The sequence below is a fragment of the Microbacterium sp. STN6 genome (assembly GCF_026410545.1).
Lineage (GTDB): Bacteria > Actinomycetota > Actinomycetes > Actinomycetales > Microbacteriaceae > Root112D2.
Genome location: NZ_JAPMIT010000003.1, coordinates 386,786 through 401,011, shown reverse-complemented (window position 1 = coordinate 401,011; position 14,226 = coordinate 386,786). Strand labels below are relative to the sequence as shown.

Here is a 14,226-nt window from a genome sequence, read left to right as displayed (position 1 = left end):
GGCGCAGGCGGCTGGTCATTCGGTGAGGAGAGAGCGAACGCGCGCGGTCGTCGCCTGAAATTCTGGCGCTCCCATCGTTGCGATGTAGTCCCGGTCTCGCGGGAGCGGCACGTCGATGTCTGCGATCACGGTTCCCGGGCGAGAACTCATGACCACGACTCGCTCACCGAGGTACACCGCTTCTGAGATGGAGTGCGTGACCAGCAGCACCGACGTGCCCGTCTCACGCCACACACGATGGAGTTCGACGTTCATCCGCTCCCTGCTCAGCGCGTCGAGAGCCCCGAATGGCTCGTCCATCAGCAGTACCGGAGGCTCGTGAAGGAGTGCACGGCACAACGAGACCCTCTGCTGCATGCCGCCGGAAAGTTCGTGCGGCAGCGACTTCTCGAAGCCCTTGAGCCCCACCATTTCAATGAGCGCGTCGGCCTTCCGAGAGGCGTCAGCGCGCGCCATTCCCCGCATTTCCGCCTGCAAAAGAATGTTGTCCTTGACCCCACGCCAATCAAGCAGCGCGGCCTTCTGGAACACGTAGCCGATGTCGGTCCGGGGCCCGACGACGCGTGTACCGGAGACGGTGACGGTGCCCGATGTCGGTTTGATCAGCCCGCCCACAGATTTGAGCACGGTCGACTTTCCACACCCGGATGGACCTACCAGGCAGACGAACTGGCCCGGCTCTACGCGAAGGCTGAAGTCTCGCACGGCTTCAACAGAGGCGCGCTTCGTCGTGAAGAGAAAATTGACGTCATCGAGCCTGATCGCGTCGCCCTGCACCATTCGTGTCTCCGAGTCCCCGGCCCTGATAGCCGTCGCGCTGGTCATGCCCCGGCCTTCTTCTGGAAGGTATTGTCCCAGTACTCGTCGGGGCTGCCGGCCTTCTCGATCGCGCCGTTCTCCACAAGAAGCTTCAGTGTCGTCTTCCACTGTTCTTCTGTGTTGGAGCCGACAGGAGCGTCCGGGCGATCCTTGGAATGCAGCAGGGGGATCTGGCGCTTCAGCTGCTCGAGCAGCAGGGCCTTGTCTGGCAGCTGTTGGCCGACGGCTGCCTCGATCGCATCGATTGCGGCGTCAGGATGCGCGGCGGCCTCGGTCCACGATTTCACCATGGCGTTGTACATCGACTGCACCAAGTCGGGATCGCTCGAAATGAGCTTGTTACTCGTCAGCAGCCCGAGCCCGAGCATGGGAATGCCGTAGTCGCTGTACAGCATCGTGTCGACCTTCTTGCCGCTCTTCTGCGCGACGACGGGTGCCTGGTTCTCATCGAATCCGACGATGGCGTCGACGCTGCCCTTGACGAGAACCGCGATCTTCGAGGCTGCGTCCACGTTCACGATCTTCACCGTGGAGGGATCCACGTCATTCGCCCTGAGGAACGCAGGGAAGGTTTGCGAGAGAGCATCTCCCGGTGTGATCCCGACGGACTTGCCCTCGAGGTCCTTCGGAGACGTGATCCCCTCGTCCGCCAGCGAGATCACGGCCGAGCTGCCACTCTGTTCAAATGCGCCCAGCCCGTGCACGGCAACACCTGCTCCGACCCCTGTGATGATGGACGGGGCATCAGACCATCCGAAATCCGCGTGTCCCGCGCCGACCGCTTGAACGGTCTTCAGCGAGCCGCCTCCGGGCTCCACCGTGAGATCAATTCCCGCGTCTTTGAAGTAGCCCTGCTGGATGCCGTAGAAGACCGGCGAATGGTGCCCGCTGTAGGTGAAGTTCATCATGAGGGTCACCTTCTTCAGCGAGTCCGTCGTCGATTGCCCCTTGTCTGCTCCTGCGTCGGCCTGGCCGCCCCCGCACGCGGTCAACGCGAGCAGGGTTGCTGCGGCCAGCGACACTATGGGAAGTACTTTCTTTAAACTCACTGCTTTCTCCTTCGCTGTGTGGTCGCGACGTCGTCGTCGACGACCGATGGGTGCTGCACGTGGTCAGGACGCAGCCGTTGCCGTCACCCGACGACTCGGCTGCCACGGGATGAAGACACGCTCGGCGACCTCGATCACCATGAACACGACGATGCCGATGGCAGACAGGATGACGAGCCCGGCGTAGAGCATGGGGGTGTTCAGGTTGCCATTGGCATTGAGCAGGACGTAGCCGATGCCCTCGTTCGCCCCAACGAACTCCCCGACAACGGCGCCGATCACCGCCAGGGTGGCTGCCACCTTCAACCCGGAGAAGACGTGCGGAAGCGATGCGGGAAAGCGAATCTTGCGGAATGTCTTCCATTGGCTCGACCCCATCGTCGACGCGAGATCGAGCAGATCAGGATCGACCGACCGCAGTCCGGCGATCGTCGAGACGACGACGGGAAAGAATGCCACAAGCACGGCAACAAGCACCTTCGGCGCCGATCCGAAGCCGAGCCAGATCACGAATAGCGGTGCAATCGCTACTTTCGGAATGACCTGCGCGAAGACCAGGAGTGGGTACAGTGACTTCTCCGCATTGGGCGAGTACACGATCCACATCGCGATCGCGATTCCGCCGACCGCAGCGATGATGAATCCCGCAACCGTCTCGTAGATCGTCACGAGTGCGTTCGCCCATAGGAAGCCGGCAGACGACGTCATCGTGTGCCAGACGTCGACCGGTGCCGGGATCAGGTACGCCGGCACCCAGCCCAGAGTCGTAATCACCCACCAGACAATGAACAGCCCGACAACCACAGCCGCCGGCCGCCACGATGCCGCGATGAGGTCGAACGTCCTGTCGCCGAGGCTCTTGGTCTTCCGCACCTGTTGTGACCGTGCGGGCGCGGGTGTTCGGTCATCCGTCAGCGTCGAGGTGTCACTCGATTGCGTACTCATGGTCGTATCCTTTCCTCGGGCATCGGCGGCCGAGAAGATCAGACGAGTTCGGGCACTTTTGCGGCGCCAAGTCCCGCGAACCTCAAAGCGGAGACGACTTCCTCTTCTGCGCCCTCCGGCAGTGGCAGCAGCGGAGAGCGCACATCTGCCGTCGCGATCACTCCGCGTGCGACGAGGCCGTGCTTGAGGGCCACGGATCCCTCCATGTGCGAACCACGGTGGTAGACGGCTTTCGTCAGGGGCAGCAGCTTGTCATGGACCGCGCGCGCTCCCGCATAGTCGCGCGCCTTCGCTCGCGTCAGCATTTCGTACAGGGGCTCGGGGGCAAGCGAGCCGTAACCCACGAGCGCACCGTCGACGTCGAACATTGTGTGGAAGAGGTACTCGTCGTGACAGGTCATGACCTTGACATCCGGATACTGATCGCGAACGACCGGGATCTCCGTGTCCCAGCGCCGCATGTTGCGCACACCGTTCTTCATCGCCACGACCGAGTCGAAGCTGCACAGCTCAAGAATCGTGTCGAGGTTGTAGGTGGCCGCTGTGACGTCCGGGTAGATGAAGAGCACCTGGGGCAGCCCCGACTCCTCGGCGACGATGCGATAGCGATCCTGAGGGGCGCCGGGCTGGAACCCGAAGCGAAGCCAGCCGTGCGACGGGTACAGCAACACGGCCTCGGCACCGGCTGCAGCTGCCTCGGTGGCCTCGACGGCCGCGACCTTCGACCCTTCACCGCCAATGCCCGCGATGATCGGCACGCGCCCTTCCACAGCGTCGACGAGCGCTCGAATGACATCGTTGCGCTCATCCGTGGTCAGCGAGAGGCCCTCGCCGGCATGCCCGTTGCAGACGATTCCCTTCACGCCCTCGACGGAAGCCAGCCACTGAGCCTGGCGGGCAAGCGAGTCATAGTCGATGTCACCGGCGCTCGTGAAGGGGGTGACATTGGCAGGAAGGATGCCGTCAAAGTTGAGTTCAGACACGATTTGCCTTTCGGTTGAAAGTTGGCTGGCCCCGTCGACGTTGACTGATTCGCGCCGGATACGCAACCGATTGCGTCCTTTCTACGTTGGTTGTAGCATCCTGTCAAGAGCAATTGTTGAGGAAGCCGATGGCGCGCTCGTGTGGGCCGATCGGAGGGTTTGTGCGCGTCGGCGGTGGCGCGCCATCGACGTGAAATGGGCACGTGGCTGGCGCGTCAACAGCGTAAGCATGGCGCGTTCGGCAGGCATGTCGAGAGCGCCCCAGGCGCGAAAAAGGGGCGCCGGCCGAAGCCGACGCCCCTCGAGACGTGATGCGTGCGAGGCCGGTGCTTACCAGCTCGACTTGGTGATGCCGGGCAGCTCACCGCGGTGCGCCATCTCGCGGAAACGCACGCGCGAGATGCCGAACTGGCTGAGGAAGCCGCGGGGGCGGCCGTCGATGGCGTCGCGGCCACGAAGGCGCACGGGCGACGCGTTGCGCGGCAGCTTCTGCAGGCCGACGCGGGCCGCCTCGCGGGACTCGTCGCTGCCGTTCGGGTCGACGAGAGCCTTCTTCAGCTCGAGACGCTTGGCGGCGTAGCGGTCGACGATTTCCTTGCGCTGGTTGTTGCGCGCGATCTTGCTCTTCTTTGCCATGTTTTACCGCTCCTCGCGGAAGTCAACGTGCTTGCGCACTACGGGGTCGTACTTCTTGAGCACGAGACGATCGGGGTTGTTGCGGCGGTTCTTCTTGGTCACGTAGGTGTAACCGGTGCCCGCCGTCGAACGAAGCTTGATGATCGGACGAACGTCCTGCTGCTTTGCCATTAGATCTTCTCCCCGCGAGCCAGCAGGTCTTTGACGACGGACTCGATGCCACGAGCGTCGATGACCTTGATCCCCTTGGCGCTCAGCGTCAGGGTGACGTTACGGCGAAGCGACGGCACGTAGTACGTCTTCTTCTGCACGTTCGGGTCGAAGCGGCGCTTGGTGCGCCGGTGCGAGTGCGAGATGTTGTGACCGAAGCCTGGAACGGCTCCCGTCACCTGGCACACTGCTGCCATGATTCCTCCATCAATACCGCAGAGCGGATGCTCTGCCCAAGATCTCTTGTCGGCACAATTCATCCCCGAACCACGAGAACTCATGCTCGCAAAAGCCTGAACTCGAAAGGTGGGGGGATTTATATGCGATCTGAGCAGAGGAGTCCGCCCAGCCAACGAGCAAGCTTACGTTGTGCCGGGGGCCTCACGCAAACTGCACGCGTCGCACAGGCCGAACACGTCGACCACGTGCTGCGCCTGGGTGAAGCCGTTCCGCGAGGCGACCTGCTGCGCCCAGCGTTCCACCGCATCCGCTTCGATCTCAATGGTGAGACCGCAGTTTCGGCAGATCAGGTGGTGGTGGTGACCCGTGCTGCACGCGCGGTAGAGGCTCTCGCCCTCGGGTGACTGCAGGGAGTCGGCCTCGCCCTCGACCGCGAGGTCGGCGAGCGCGCGGTACACCGTGGCCAAGCCGATGGGGGAGCCGGCGTCGCGCAGCCCGGCGTGCAGGCCCTGGGCGCTCACGAAGCCCTCGCGGGCGTCGAGCGCCTCGCGAACGGCCTCGCGCTGCCAGGTGTTGCGCTTCATGATTCCAATCTATTCCGTGGCAACGCGCAGGCGGCCGCTCAGGCCGCGCCGTGCCCGCACCACCGCGATCACCCGGCACACCACGTATATAAGGAACGAGATGGTGGTGACGAACGGGCTGATGGGAATGGAGCCGCCGAGCGCGAGCAGAATGCCGCCCACCATCGACACCATCGCGAACACCACGCTCAGCACGGGCACCATGACGGGCGATGACGACAGCCGCAGCGCCGCCGCCGCGGGCGTCACCAGGATCGAGAGCACCAGCAGCGCGCCCACGATCTGCACCGACACGGCGACCGCGAGCCCGAGCAGCAGCATGAACACGATCGACAGACCACGGATGGGCACGCCGCGAGCGGCGGCCACATCGGCGTCGACGCTCGCGAACATGAGCGGGCGCCACACCACGAAGAGCCCCACGACGACGACGACCGCGATGACGCCGAGCCAGCCGAGCTGCGGATCGTCGACCGCGACGATCTGGCCGGTGAGCAGCCCGAACTTGTTCGCCGAGCGGCCGGAGTACAGGGCGAGGCACAGGATGCCCAGCCCCAGGCCGAACGGCATGAGCACGGCCGTGATCGAGTTGCGGTCGCGCGCCCGCGAGCCGAGCACGCCGATGAGGAGCGCGGCGACGAGCGACCCGACGAGCGAGCCCTCGACCACCCCGACACCGAGCAGCAGCGCCGCCGACGCGCCCGCGAACGACAGCTCGCTGATGCCGTGCACCGCGAACGCCATGTCGCGCGACATGACGAACACGCCGATCAGGCCGCCCACGAGCCCGAGCACCGCCCCCGCAAGAAGCGAGTTGTGCAGCAGCACGATGAGCTCGCCGTAGTCGGTGAAGTCGAAGATCTGGTTCCAGTCGAAGCCGGCAGACGACGACGCCGAGAGTGCCGCAGCCACGCTCGAGGCGATCACAGCGGCCTCACCTCATGGTGATACTCGTCGGCGTGGTGCGGGTCGTGCTGCTCGTCGTGCTGGGCGTGCGTGCCGTCGGGGTGCGCGTGCGGCCCCTCGGCCGTGCCGACCACGACGATGCGCCCCCGGGTGCGGATCACGTCGACGGGCGAACCGTACAGTTCGCTCAGCACCTCGCTGCGCAGCACCTCGTCCGGCGTGCCGATGCGGAACCGGCCGCCGGCCAAGTACAGCACCCGGTCCACCATGCCGAGCACCGGGTTCACGTCGTGCGTCACGAACAGCACGCCGATCCCGCGCGCGCTGCGGTGCTCGTCGATCAGCTCGCTCACCGCCCGCTGATGCGCGAGGTCGAGCGAGAGCAACGGCTCGTCACACAGCAGCAGCCGCGGGTTGTCCGCGAGCGCCTGCCCCACGCGCAGCCTCTGCTGCTCGCCGCCCGACAGCGTCGCGATGGGCACGCGCGCGTACTGCGACGCGCCCACCGAGGCAAGCACCGCGTCCACGCGCGCGCGCCGAGACTTCGATGGCCACGGCAGCCCCCACCGGTGCCCGTCGAGTCCGAGCGAGAGAAGGTCGCGCGCCCGCAGCGGCGTTCCCTCGTCGGCGAGCCGCTGCTGCGGTATGTAGCCGATTCGCCGGTTGCCCGACTGCACGCTCTCGCCGAGCACGCTCACGCTTCCCGCGCTCAGCCGCTGCCTGCCGAGGATCACCTTCAGCAGGCTCGTCTTTCCCGAGCCGTTCGCGCCGAGCACCGCGATGAACTCGCCCGGCCGCACGTCGAGATCCAGCCCGCTCCACAGCACGCGGTCGTCGAAGCGCAGGCTCGCGCCTCGCAGGCTGAGTACCGCGCTCACCGGCCACCGCCGAGGGCCGAGCCGATCGCATCGAGGTTGTGGCGCATCCATGCACTGTAATGCGTGCCGGCCGGCATGGTCTCGGTGACGGGCACCCGGGGAATGCCGTTCTTCTTCGCCGCCTCCAGCACGGCCTCGGTCTGCGGCCCCTCGGTCTGCGCGTTGTAGATGAGGGCGGCGACCGTGCGGTCGTCGAAGAGGGCGAGCATGTCGCGCAGCACCGAGGGTGCCACGTCGGAATCCTCCTCGATGCCCTCGCTGAACGCCTTGGGCGTGCGGTTCACGAGCCCGGCCGCCTCGAGCATGTAGAGGGAAACGGGCTCGGTGATGGCCACCGCGGCACCGCCGTGGGCCTCCTTGAGCGCGGCCTCCCTCTTCTCGAGTGAGGCAAGCGAGGCGAGAAAGTCGCGCTCGTTCGCGTGCAGGGCGTCGGCGTCGGCCGGCTTCGCCTTCACGAGCGCATCGGCGAGCGCGGTGGCGAGCTTCGCCATGCTTGGCATGTCGTACCAGAGGTGCTCGTTGAACTCGCCCTCCGCCGGGTGCTGGTCGCGCCCCGAGAGCGTCGCGACGTTCAGCACGACCACATCGTCGCGCCCGGCGGAATGGAGCATGCGGTCAACGAACGCGTCGTAGCCGCCGCCGTTCTCGATCACGATGTTCGCCTTCGAGATGGCCAGCTGGTTGCGGCCCGTCGCCTCGTACTCGTGCGGGTCGCGGTCCGGGTCGTCGATGAGCGAGGTCACGGTGGCGCTGTCGCCGGCGATCGTGCGCGCGATGTCGCCGTACACGTTCGTCGAGGCAACAATGCTGACGGATGCCGCATCCGCACCCCCGCCGCCGGAGCCCGGCCCGCTCGTGCCACTCGCGCACCCGGCGAGCGCCAGCGGAATGGCAAGCGCGGCGGCCAGCGCCGCGAGCAGAGGCGGAGAGAAGGGGGAGAGCTTGCGTCGCACGACGGGGGCCGATCTCAGTCGAGTGGGTGCGGCCTGTCGCCGCGATTCCCCGACGCTACTCCTTATTGATAATGATTGTCAAACTCGCTGAGACGCCACTGGTCGAGTAGCTCGGAACGAGCGTATCGAGACCCCTGCCGATGTGACAGAGGTCTCAATACGTCGCATCCGCGACTACTCGACCAGCGGGGAGTCGGCTACTCGACCGGCGGGAGAGCCAGCAGGAGAGCCAACGGGAGACGCTACTTCGTGAGAGAGTCCACGAAGTCCTTGTGGTCGGCCATCCAGTCCTTCACGATGCCCGGGTAGTCCGACTCGTCGGCGCCGCTGTTGAACATCTTGTTCTCGAGGTCGGCGAGCAGCTCGTCGCTGAACGAGAAGTTCTTCAGCCACGAGGTGAGCGTGGGGTAGTCATCCTCGAAGCCGGTGCGCGCGACGGTGTCGACGTGGTCGGGCTTGCCGAGTGCGCCCTTCGGGTCCTTGAGGTCCTTGATCGGGAACGCGCTGTAGGCCCAGTGCGGCTTCCACAGGGTGACAACGATGTTGCTGCCCTCCTTGGTGGCCTTCTTGAGCGCCGCGAGCATGGCTGCGGTCGAGGAGGTCTGGAATTCCATCTTGTCCAGGCCGTACTGCGGGATGACGCTGTCGTTCATGACCGAGGTCAGGCCCGCGCCGGGCTCGATGCCGATGATCTTGTTGTCGAACTTGTCGGCGTTCGCGGCGAGGTCGGCGAGCGAGTCGATGGGCGCATCCTTGTTGACGGCGACCGTCAGCGGAGCGTTCTTGTACCAGGCGCCGAGGTCGTCGAGCTTGTCGCCGTACTTCGCCCAGTACTTCTTGTGCGTGTTCGGCAGCCACACGTCGAACGTGACGTCATAGTCGCCCTGGCTCACGCCCGTGAACACCGGTCCCGCGGTTGCGGACTCGAGCGAGACGTCGTAGCCCTTCTCCTCGAGCACCTGCTGCCACAGGTACGAGGCAGCCTCACCCTCGGCCCAGCCGCTGAACACGGCGATCTTCAGGTCTTTCTTGTCGCCGTTGCTCGGCCCGTCGCTCCCGCTGCCGCTGCCGGAATCGCCGGCAGAGCACGCGCCGAGCGCGAGCACGGTCGCCGCCCCCACCGCGATAGTCGTCAAAAGACGCTTCTTCATACTGTGTTCCTTTCGTACCCGATGCTGTGAACCGGGTGATTGGTTGCACGCCGAAGACAGCCGTGAGGCCGTCGTCGACGCAGATCCGTACGGCTAGACGCCGACGGAGGTCTGGTTGGAATTGGGCTGCTGCGTCAGCTCGGGTGACGGCACGGCGGCCGACGGGCCGGAACCGGTCGTCACGGCGGGCTCGACAGCATCCGTGCCCTGTGCCACACGAGAGCCGTGCGGCAGCAGCCGGTGCGTGCGTCCCGCGCCAAGCGTGGAGGTCAATCGGTCGAGAAGGATCGCGACGATCACAACAGACAGGCCCGCCTCGAAGCCGAGGCCGACGTCGATCGTCTGAAACGAGGCGACGATCGGCTTGCCGAGGCCGGGCGAGCCGACCATGCCGGCGATCACGACCATCGAGAGCGAGAGCATGATCACCTGGTTGATGCCGGCCATGATGGTCGGGCGAGCCAACGGCAGCTGGATCTGCCGCAGAATGCGGCCGGGCGAGGCGCCGAATGCGTGGCCCGCCTCGACCACCTCCTTGTCGACGCCGCGGATGCCGAGCTCAGTCAGGCGCACGCCCGGGGCGATCGCGAACAGGATCGTCGCGACGATGCCGGGAACCGCGCCGACGCTGAACAGGATGATCGCCGGAATCAGATACACGAACGCCGGCATGGTCTGCAAGAAGTCGAGGATCGGCCTGATGGTCGCGGAGGCGCCCGGCGACCGCGACATCCAGATGCCAACCGGGATGCTGATGAGCACCGAGATGATGGTGGCGACCAGGGTCAGCGCGATGGTGTGCATGGCGTTGTCCCACTGGTTCACGCCGTAGATGAGCACCAGCCCGATCGCGGCGCCGATTCCGAAGAGCCAGCCTCTGGCCCACAGGCTCAGTGCCACGATCACGATCATGAGCACCCAGAACGGCGGCGCGGCGAATACCCAGTCGACGCCCTCGTAGAAGCCTCCGAAGATCGCGCGTATTACGTCGAACAGGCCCTTGAGCGCGGTCGTCACGAAGTCGACGAAGTCTTCGACCCAGTTGCCGAGCGGAAGACGGAAGAGTGCGTCGGTCATCGTGCACCCCCTTCCGCGGTGACGAGCGAGTCGTCGTCGCTCGGGCCTCCCGTTGCCAGGAGCGTCTGCGTGATGACCTCGACGGGGATCGTCGCCGGCGGCTCGACCACAGGAATCTCCGCGGTGCTGCTCGGCACGTTGCCGAGCGCGCTCAGCAGCGTGACGCGCGGGATCAGGCCGAGCAGGCGCTGCCGATCGTCGACGACCGCGACGGGCAGGTCGCTCTCGACCGACGCCTCGAAGAGGTCGGCGAGCTGCGTGTCGCCGGTTACGGTGCCGCCGTCGTGCCGGATCGCCTTGCGCAGGTCGGTCTCGCCGGCCTTCACCTGGCGCATCACGTCGCGGTCGCGCACCACGCCGGCAAATGTGCGGCCGTCGCCCACCACGAACGCGGCCGACGTCTGCAGGTCGCGCATGACGCGCAAGGCGGCGCGCGGCCCCGCCGAGACCGAGACGAGGGCCCTGGCGGGCTCCATCACACTTGCGGCGGTGAGCACGCGGGCGCGGTCGACATCCTGCACGAACTGGGCGACGTAGTCGTTCGCCGGGTCGGTCAGAATGTCCTCGGGCGTGCCGACCTGCACAATGCGGCCGTCGCGCATGACAGCGATGCGGTCGCCGAGGAACATGGCCTCGTTCAGGTCGTGCGTGATGAAGATGATGGTCTTGCCGAGCTCTCGCTGCAGCTCGACGAGCTGCTCCTGCATCTCACGGCGAATGAGCGGGTCGAGCGCCGAGAAGGCCTCGTCCATCAGCAGAATCTCGGTGTCGCTGGCGAGCGCACGGGCAAGGCCCACGCGCTGCTGCATGCCACCGGAGAGCTGGCCGGGCAGCTTGTCTTCCCAGCCGGCGAGCCCGACGCGCTCGACGACGCGCTGGGCGCGCGAACGCCGCTCCTCGACGCCGACGCCCTGCACCTCGAGCCCGTATGCCGCGTTGTCGAGCACCGTGCGGTGCGGCAGCAGCGCGAAGTGCTGGAACACCATGGAGACGCTGCGTCGACGGATGCCGCGCAGCACCTTCGCGGGAACGCCCGAGATCGGCTTGCCCATGATCTCGACGGAGCCGCTCGTGGGCTCGAGAAGCCCGTTGAGCATACGGATGAGCGTGGATTTGCCGGAACCCGAGAGCCCCATCACCACGAAAATCTCGCCGGGACGCACATCGAACGACGCGTCGATGACGGCCGCGGTGCCCAGTGAGGTCAGTGAATCTCTGTTTGCGCCGGCGGTGAGTCGCCTGACGACTTCTTTCGGTCTGCGGCCGAACACCTTGAAGAGGTTCTCGGCCCGAACTGCAATCGTTTCGGTCACGTGTCTACGCCCTGCACGCGCGACTCATCCTGAGTCGGGTTCGCGGTGCAGCTTTCGTTTTCTCGGCCGGGTCTGCCAGGAATTGCTCGCGTCACACATCAAGCCCGGCGGGCACTGGACCTGCCTCTGCCAGGGCGATTCGTGACGAGCGAGCGGGGCGATCATGGGACCGCGCCAACCTCGACAAACCATACGTGCGCACGGAAGTCGGGTAAGCGTCAATCGTGCGTTCGCGGACTGGTTTCGGCCCGAAGGCCACCCGCCACGGTATCAAAGATGCGCGGGCGACGCGACCGTAGGATGGGGGGATGCGAACCCGGTCCTCCGACCGCGAGCGTCTGGAGGCGGTCGCTCGCCGTGTGAACTCCAGCTTGTTTCTGCGCATCCTCGCCCGCACGGGCCTGGTCGCGAACGGCATCGTTCACGTGATCGTCGGCGTCATCGCCATCACGGTGGCGTACGGCCTGAAGGCGCAGGCCGACCAGTCCGGCGCCCTCGAGGCAATCGCGCGAACGCCCGGCGGAATCCTCGCGCTTTGGGTGGCCAGTATCTCGCTCTTCGCGCTCGCGCTGTGGCAGTTGACGGATGCCGCGTGGGTCACCGCGCTGAAGGAGAGCACCCGGATCGTGCGCCGCTCATCCGATGTCGGCAAGGCATTCGGGTTCGCCGTCGTCGGCGGCGCCTGCTTCGTCTACGCCGTCGGCGGCCGCTCGTCGAGCACGCACACCGCGCGCCGCGTCAGCCGCTGGCTGCTCGAGAACCCCCCGGGGACCCTGCTGCTGCTTGCCGCCGCGGGAGTGATGGTGGGGATCGGGGTCGCGCACCTGGTGCGCGGAATCCGTCGCCGATTTCGTGACGAGTTGATGCCGCTTCAGGGCGCGCGGCGCGTGATCGTGTACGCGCTCGGCATGGTGGGCCACTTCGCCAAGGCAGTGGGTTTTCTCGTCGCGGGCGGGCTGTTCACGGCGGCCGCACTCATTGCGGACCCGGAGCGGGCGGCCGGTCTCGACGGCGCGCTCAAGTACCTCACGACACTGCCCTCGGGGCGCGTGCTGCTCGTCATCGTGGCGGTTGGCCTGATGGCATACGGGCTCTACCTGTTCGCCCGCGCCCGGTATATGAAGCTCGGCGCGTGAGCGTGAACGCGGCTGCCGCTCAGTCGAGCAGCAGCGCCGGCTCCTCCATGATCGCCGCGACATCGGCGGTGAACCGGCTCGCCACATCGCCGTCGACGACGCGGTGGTCGAACGAGGCGCCCACCGTCGTCACATAGCGCGGCCGCACCTCGCCGTCGACCACCCACGGCTTCTGCTTGATGGTGCCGAGCGCGACGATCGCCACCTCGCCGGGGTTCAGAATGGGCGTGCCGGTATCCATGCCGAACACGCCGATGTTTGTGACCGTGATGGTGCCGCTCGCCATGTCGGCCGGGGTCGTGCGCCCGTCGCGCGCCGTCAGTGTGAGCTGCTCGAGCGACTGCGCGAGCTCGAGCAGCGACATCGACTGCGCCTCCTTCACGTTCGGCACGATGAGTCCGCGCGGCGTGGCAGCGGCGACGCCCAGGTTCACGAAGTGGTGCACGATGATCTCCTCATCGGTCCACGTCGAGTTCACGGTGGGGTTGCGCTGCACCGCCCAGATGATGGCCTTTGCCATGATCAAGAGCGGCGACACCTTCACGCCGGCGAAGTCGGGCGAGTTCTTCAGCCGCTTCACAAACTCCATGGTGCGTGTCGCGTCGACGTCGGTGAACACACTCACGTGCGGAGCCGTGAACGCGCTCGACACCATCGCCGTCGCGATCGCCTTGCGCACGCCCTTCACGGGAATGCGGTCCTCGCGCGTCTCGGGCCACTGCGGCGTCTGAATGTTGTGGAACACGCTCGCCTGCGTCGCCTCGCGGATCACGTCGTCGCGCGTCACCTCGCCGAGCAACCCGGTCGGCGTGACGAGCGTCAGGTCGACCCCGAGGTCTTTCGCGAGCTTGCGAATAGGCGGCTTGGCGATGACAGGCCCAGCGGATGCCGCCGGCACGCTCTCGGGGCGACGGCCCGCGGCGGAGACCGCTGCCTGCGCCCCCGCGTCCGGCCGGCCCGGCTGGCCGACAGGGATCGACGCCGTGCCGGGGTGTGTGGAGCGGCGACGGCGTGAGGTCGTGTGCCCCGTGCTGCCATAGCCGACGAGCGGGGCGGAGGGCTCGTCCTCCTCCTGCGAGACGCTCGCCGCGGTGTCGCTCACGAGGTCACGCTCGGGGCCATCGTCGGCTGCCGCGTCTACGGCGCCGCCATCCGCTGCACCGATGGTGATGAGGGGGGTGCCGACCTCGACCGTCTGCCCCTCTGGCACCAGCAGGGCGCCGACGACGCCCTCGAACGGCGAGGGCAGTTCGACGAGCGACTTGGCGGTCTCGATCTCGACGATCACCTGGTTGAGCGAGACGGTGTCGCCGGGGGCGACCTTCCACGTGACGATCTCGGCCTCGGTCAGGCCCTCGCCCACGTCGGGCAGGTTGAACTGGCTCATGATGACTCCTTCGCGAGGG

General features: G+C 66.4%; 16 protein-coding genes. 1 reads left to right on the top strand and 15 read right to left on the bottom strand.

Features of this window, described 5'->3' with window-relative positions; translation table 11 throughout:
- Positions 1-15: 15 nt before the first annotated feature.
- The 14 genes from OSC27_RS11070 to OSC27_RS11005 all read right to left on the bottom strand — a co-directional run bounded on the left by OSC27_RS11070 (position 16) and on the right by OSC27_RS11005 (position 11,684).
- Positions 16-825 (bottom strand): ABC transporter ATP-binding protein, encoded by an 810-nt coding sequence (locus OSC27_RS11070; protein ID WP_267181508.1) that lies wholly within the window; start codon positions 823-825, stop codon positions 16-18.
- Positions 822-1,868, bottom strand: a complete 1,047-nt coding sequence (locus tag OSC27_RS11065) for an ABC transporter substrate-binding protein (protein WP_267181507.1) — start codon at positions 1,866-1,868, stop codon at positions 822-824. The genes OSC27_RS11070 and OSC27_RS11065 overlap by 4 nt, the downstream gene beginning before the upstream one ends.
- A 63-nt stretch (positions 1,869-1,931) precedes the next feature.
- A complete protein-coding gene (locus OSC27_RS11060; RefSeq protein ID WP_267181506.1) occupies positions 1,932-2,813 on the bottom strand; it encodes an ABC transporter permease in 882 nt (293 codons plus the stop codon).
- Positions 2,814-2,851: 38 nt separating this feature from the next.
- The gene (locus OSC27_RS11055; protein WP_267181505.1) at positions 2,852-3,796 is read right to left on the bottom strand and encodes a dihydrodipicolinate synthase family protein; all 945 of its coding nucleotides are present in this window, start codon (positions 3,794-3,796) and stop codon (positions 2,852-2,854) included.
- 330 nt (positions 3,797-4,126) lie between these two features.
- Entirely contained in the window at positions 4,127-4,432 is a 306-nt protein-coding gene (gene rpsN / locus OSC27_RS11050) for a 30S ribosomal protein S14 (RefSeq protein WP_267181504.1), read from the bottom strand.
- 3 nt (positions 4,433-4,435) lie between these two features.
- Positions 4,436-4,603: a 50S ribosomal protein L33 gene (gene rpmG / locus OSC27_RS11045; protein ID WP_085367414.1), complete on the bottom strand. Its 168-nt coding sequence runs from the start codon at positions 4,601-4,603 to the stop codon at positions 4,436-4,438.
- A complete protein-coding gene (rpmB, locus tag OSC27_RS11040; protein ID WP_027464952.1) occupies positions 4,603-4,839 on the bottom strand; it encodes a 50S ribosomal protein L28 in 237 nt (78 codons plus the stop codon). The genes rpmG and rpmB overlap by 1 nt, the downstream gene beginning before the upstream one ends.
- Positions 4,840-5,004: 165 nt before the next feature.
- Positions 5,005-5,406 carry a Fur family transcriptional regulator gene (locus OSC27_RS11035; RefSeq protein WP_267181503.1) on the bottom strand — a complete coding sequence of 134 codons (402 nt, stop codon included), beginning with the start codon at positions 5,404-5,406 and terminating at the stop codon, positions 5,005-5,007.
- A 9-nt stretch (positions 5,407-5,415) separates the two neighbouring features.
- Positions 5,416-6,318, bottom strand: coding sequence for a metal ABC transporter permease (locus OSC27_RS11030; protein WP_267181736.1), 903 nt, complete (start codon positions 6,316-6,318; stop codon positions 5,416-5,418).
- A gap of 11 nt (positions 6,319-6,329) precedes the next feature.
- Positions 6,330-7,241 carry a metal ABC transporter ATP-binding protein gene (locus OSC27_RS11025; protein WP_416348846.1) on the bottom strand — a complete coding sequence of 304 codons (912 nt, stop codon included), beginning with the start codon at positions 7,239-7,241 and terminating at the stop codon, positions 6,330-6,332.
- Entirely contained in the window at positions 7,187-8,143 is a 957-nt protein-coding gene (locus OSC27_RS11020; protein ID WP_267181501.1) for a metal ABC transporter solute-binding protein, Zn/Mn family, read from the bottom strand. The genes OSC27_RS11025 and OSC27_RS11020 overlap by 55 nt, the downstream gene beginning before the upstream one ends.
- A 242-nt stretch (positions 8,144-8,385) precedes the next feature.
- Complete coding sequence (locus OSC27_RS11015; RefSeq protein ID WP_267181500.1) at positions 8,386-9,294, bottom strand: glycine betaine ABC transporter substrate-binding protein; 909 nt, start codon at positions 9,292-9,294, stop codon at positions 8,386-8,388.
- Positions 9,295-9,387: 93 nt separating this feature from the next.
- The gene (locus tag OSC27_RS11010; RefSeq protein WP_267181499.1) at positions 9,388-10,371 is read right to left on the bottom strand and encodes an ABC transporter permease; all 984 of its coding nucleotides are present in this window, start codon (positions 10,369-10,371) and stop codon (positions 9,388-9,390) included.
- Complete coding sequence (locus tag OSC27_RS11005; protein ID WP_267181498.1) at positions 10,368-11,684, bottom strand: quaternary amine ABC transporter ATP-binding protein; 1,317 nt, start codon at positions 11,682-11,684, stop codon at positions 10,368-10,370. The genes OSC27_RS11010 and OSC27_RS11005 overlap by 4 nt, the downstream gene beginning before the upstream one ends.
- A 308-nt stretch (positions 11,685-11,992) precedes the next feature.
- On the opposite strand from OSC27_RS11005, the gene OSC27_RS11000 reads away from it, so the two are divergent.
- On the top strand, positions 11,993-12,820 hold the full coding sequence (locus OSC27_RS11000) for a DUF1206 domain-containing protein (protein ID WP_267181497.1): 828 nt from the start codon (positions 11,993-11,995) through the stop codon (positions 12,818-12,820).
- 19 nt (positions 12,821-12,839) lie between these two features.
- Here OSC27_RS11000 and OSC27_RS10995 read toward each other — a convergent pair whose 3' ends face one another.
- Positions 12,840-14,207 carry a dihydrolipoamide acetyltransferase family protein gene (locus OSC27_RS10995; RefSeq protein WP_267181496.1) on the bottom strand — a complete coding sequence of 456 codons (1,368 nt, stop codon included), beginning with the start codon at positions 14,205-14,207 and terminating at the stop codon, positions 12,840-12,842.
- Positions 14,208-14,226 lie beyond the last annotated feature (19 nt).

What these genes read in the sequence shown, in the direction of transcription:
- OSC27_RS11070 (WP_267181508.1), bottom strand. Translation starts at nt 825, where the DNA reads ATGACCAGCGCGACGGCTATCAGGGCCGGGGACTCGGAGACACGAATG.
- OSC27_RS11060 (WP_267181506.1), bottom strand. Translation starts at nt 2,813, where the DNA reads ATGAGTACGCAATCGAGTGACACCTCGACGCTGACGGATGACCGAACA.
- rpsN (WP_267181504.1), bottom strand. Translation starts at nt 4,432, where the DNA reads ATGGCAAAGAAGAGCAAGATCGCGCGCAACAACCAGCGCAAGGAAATC.
- rpmG (WP_085367414.1), bottom strand. Translation starts at nt 4,603, where the DNA reads ATGGCAAAGCAGCAGGACGTTCGTCCGATCATCAAGCTTCGTTCGACG.
- rpmB (WP_027464952.1), bottom strand. Translation starts at nt 4,839, where the DNA reads ATGGCAGCAGTGTGCCAGGTGACGGGAGCCGTTCCAGGCTTCGGTCAC.
- OSC27_RS11035 (WP_267181503.1), bottom strand. Translation starts at nt 5,406, where the DNA reads ATGAAGCGCAACACCTGGCAGCGCGAGGCCGTTCGCGAGGCGCTCGAC.
- OSC27_RS11025 (WP_416348846.1), bottom strand. Translation starts at nt 7,241, where the DNA reads ATGGATGCGCCACAACCTCGATGCGATCGGCTCGGCCCTCGGCGGTGG.
- OSC27_RS11015 (WP_267181500.1), bottom strand. Translation starts at nt 9,294, where the DNA reads ATGAAGAAGCGTCTTTTGACGACTATCGCGGTGGGGGCGGCGACCGTG.
- OSC27_RS11010 (WP_267181499.1), bottom strand. Translation starts at nt 10,371, where the DNA reads ATGACCGACGCACTCTTCCGTCTTCCGCTCGGCAACTGGGTCGAAGAC.
- OSC27_RS11000 (WP_267181497.1), top strand. Translation starts at nt 11,993, where the DNA reads ATGCGAACCCGGTCCTCCGACCGCGAGCGTCTGGAGGCGGTCGCTCGC.
- OSC27_RS10995 (WP_267181496.1), bottom strand. Translation starts at nt 14,207, where the DNA reads ATGAGCCAGTTCAACCTGCCCGACGTGGGCGAGGGCCTGACCGAGGCC.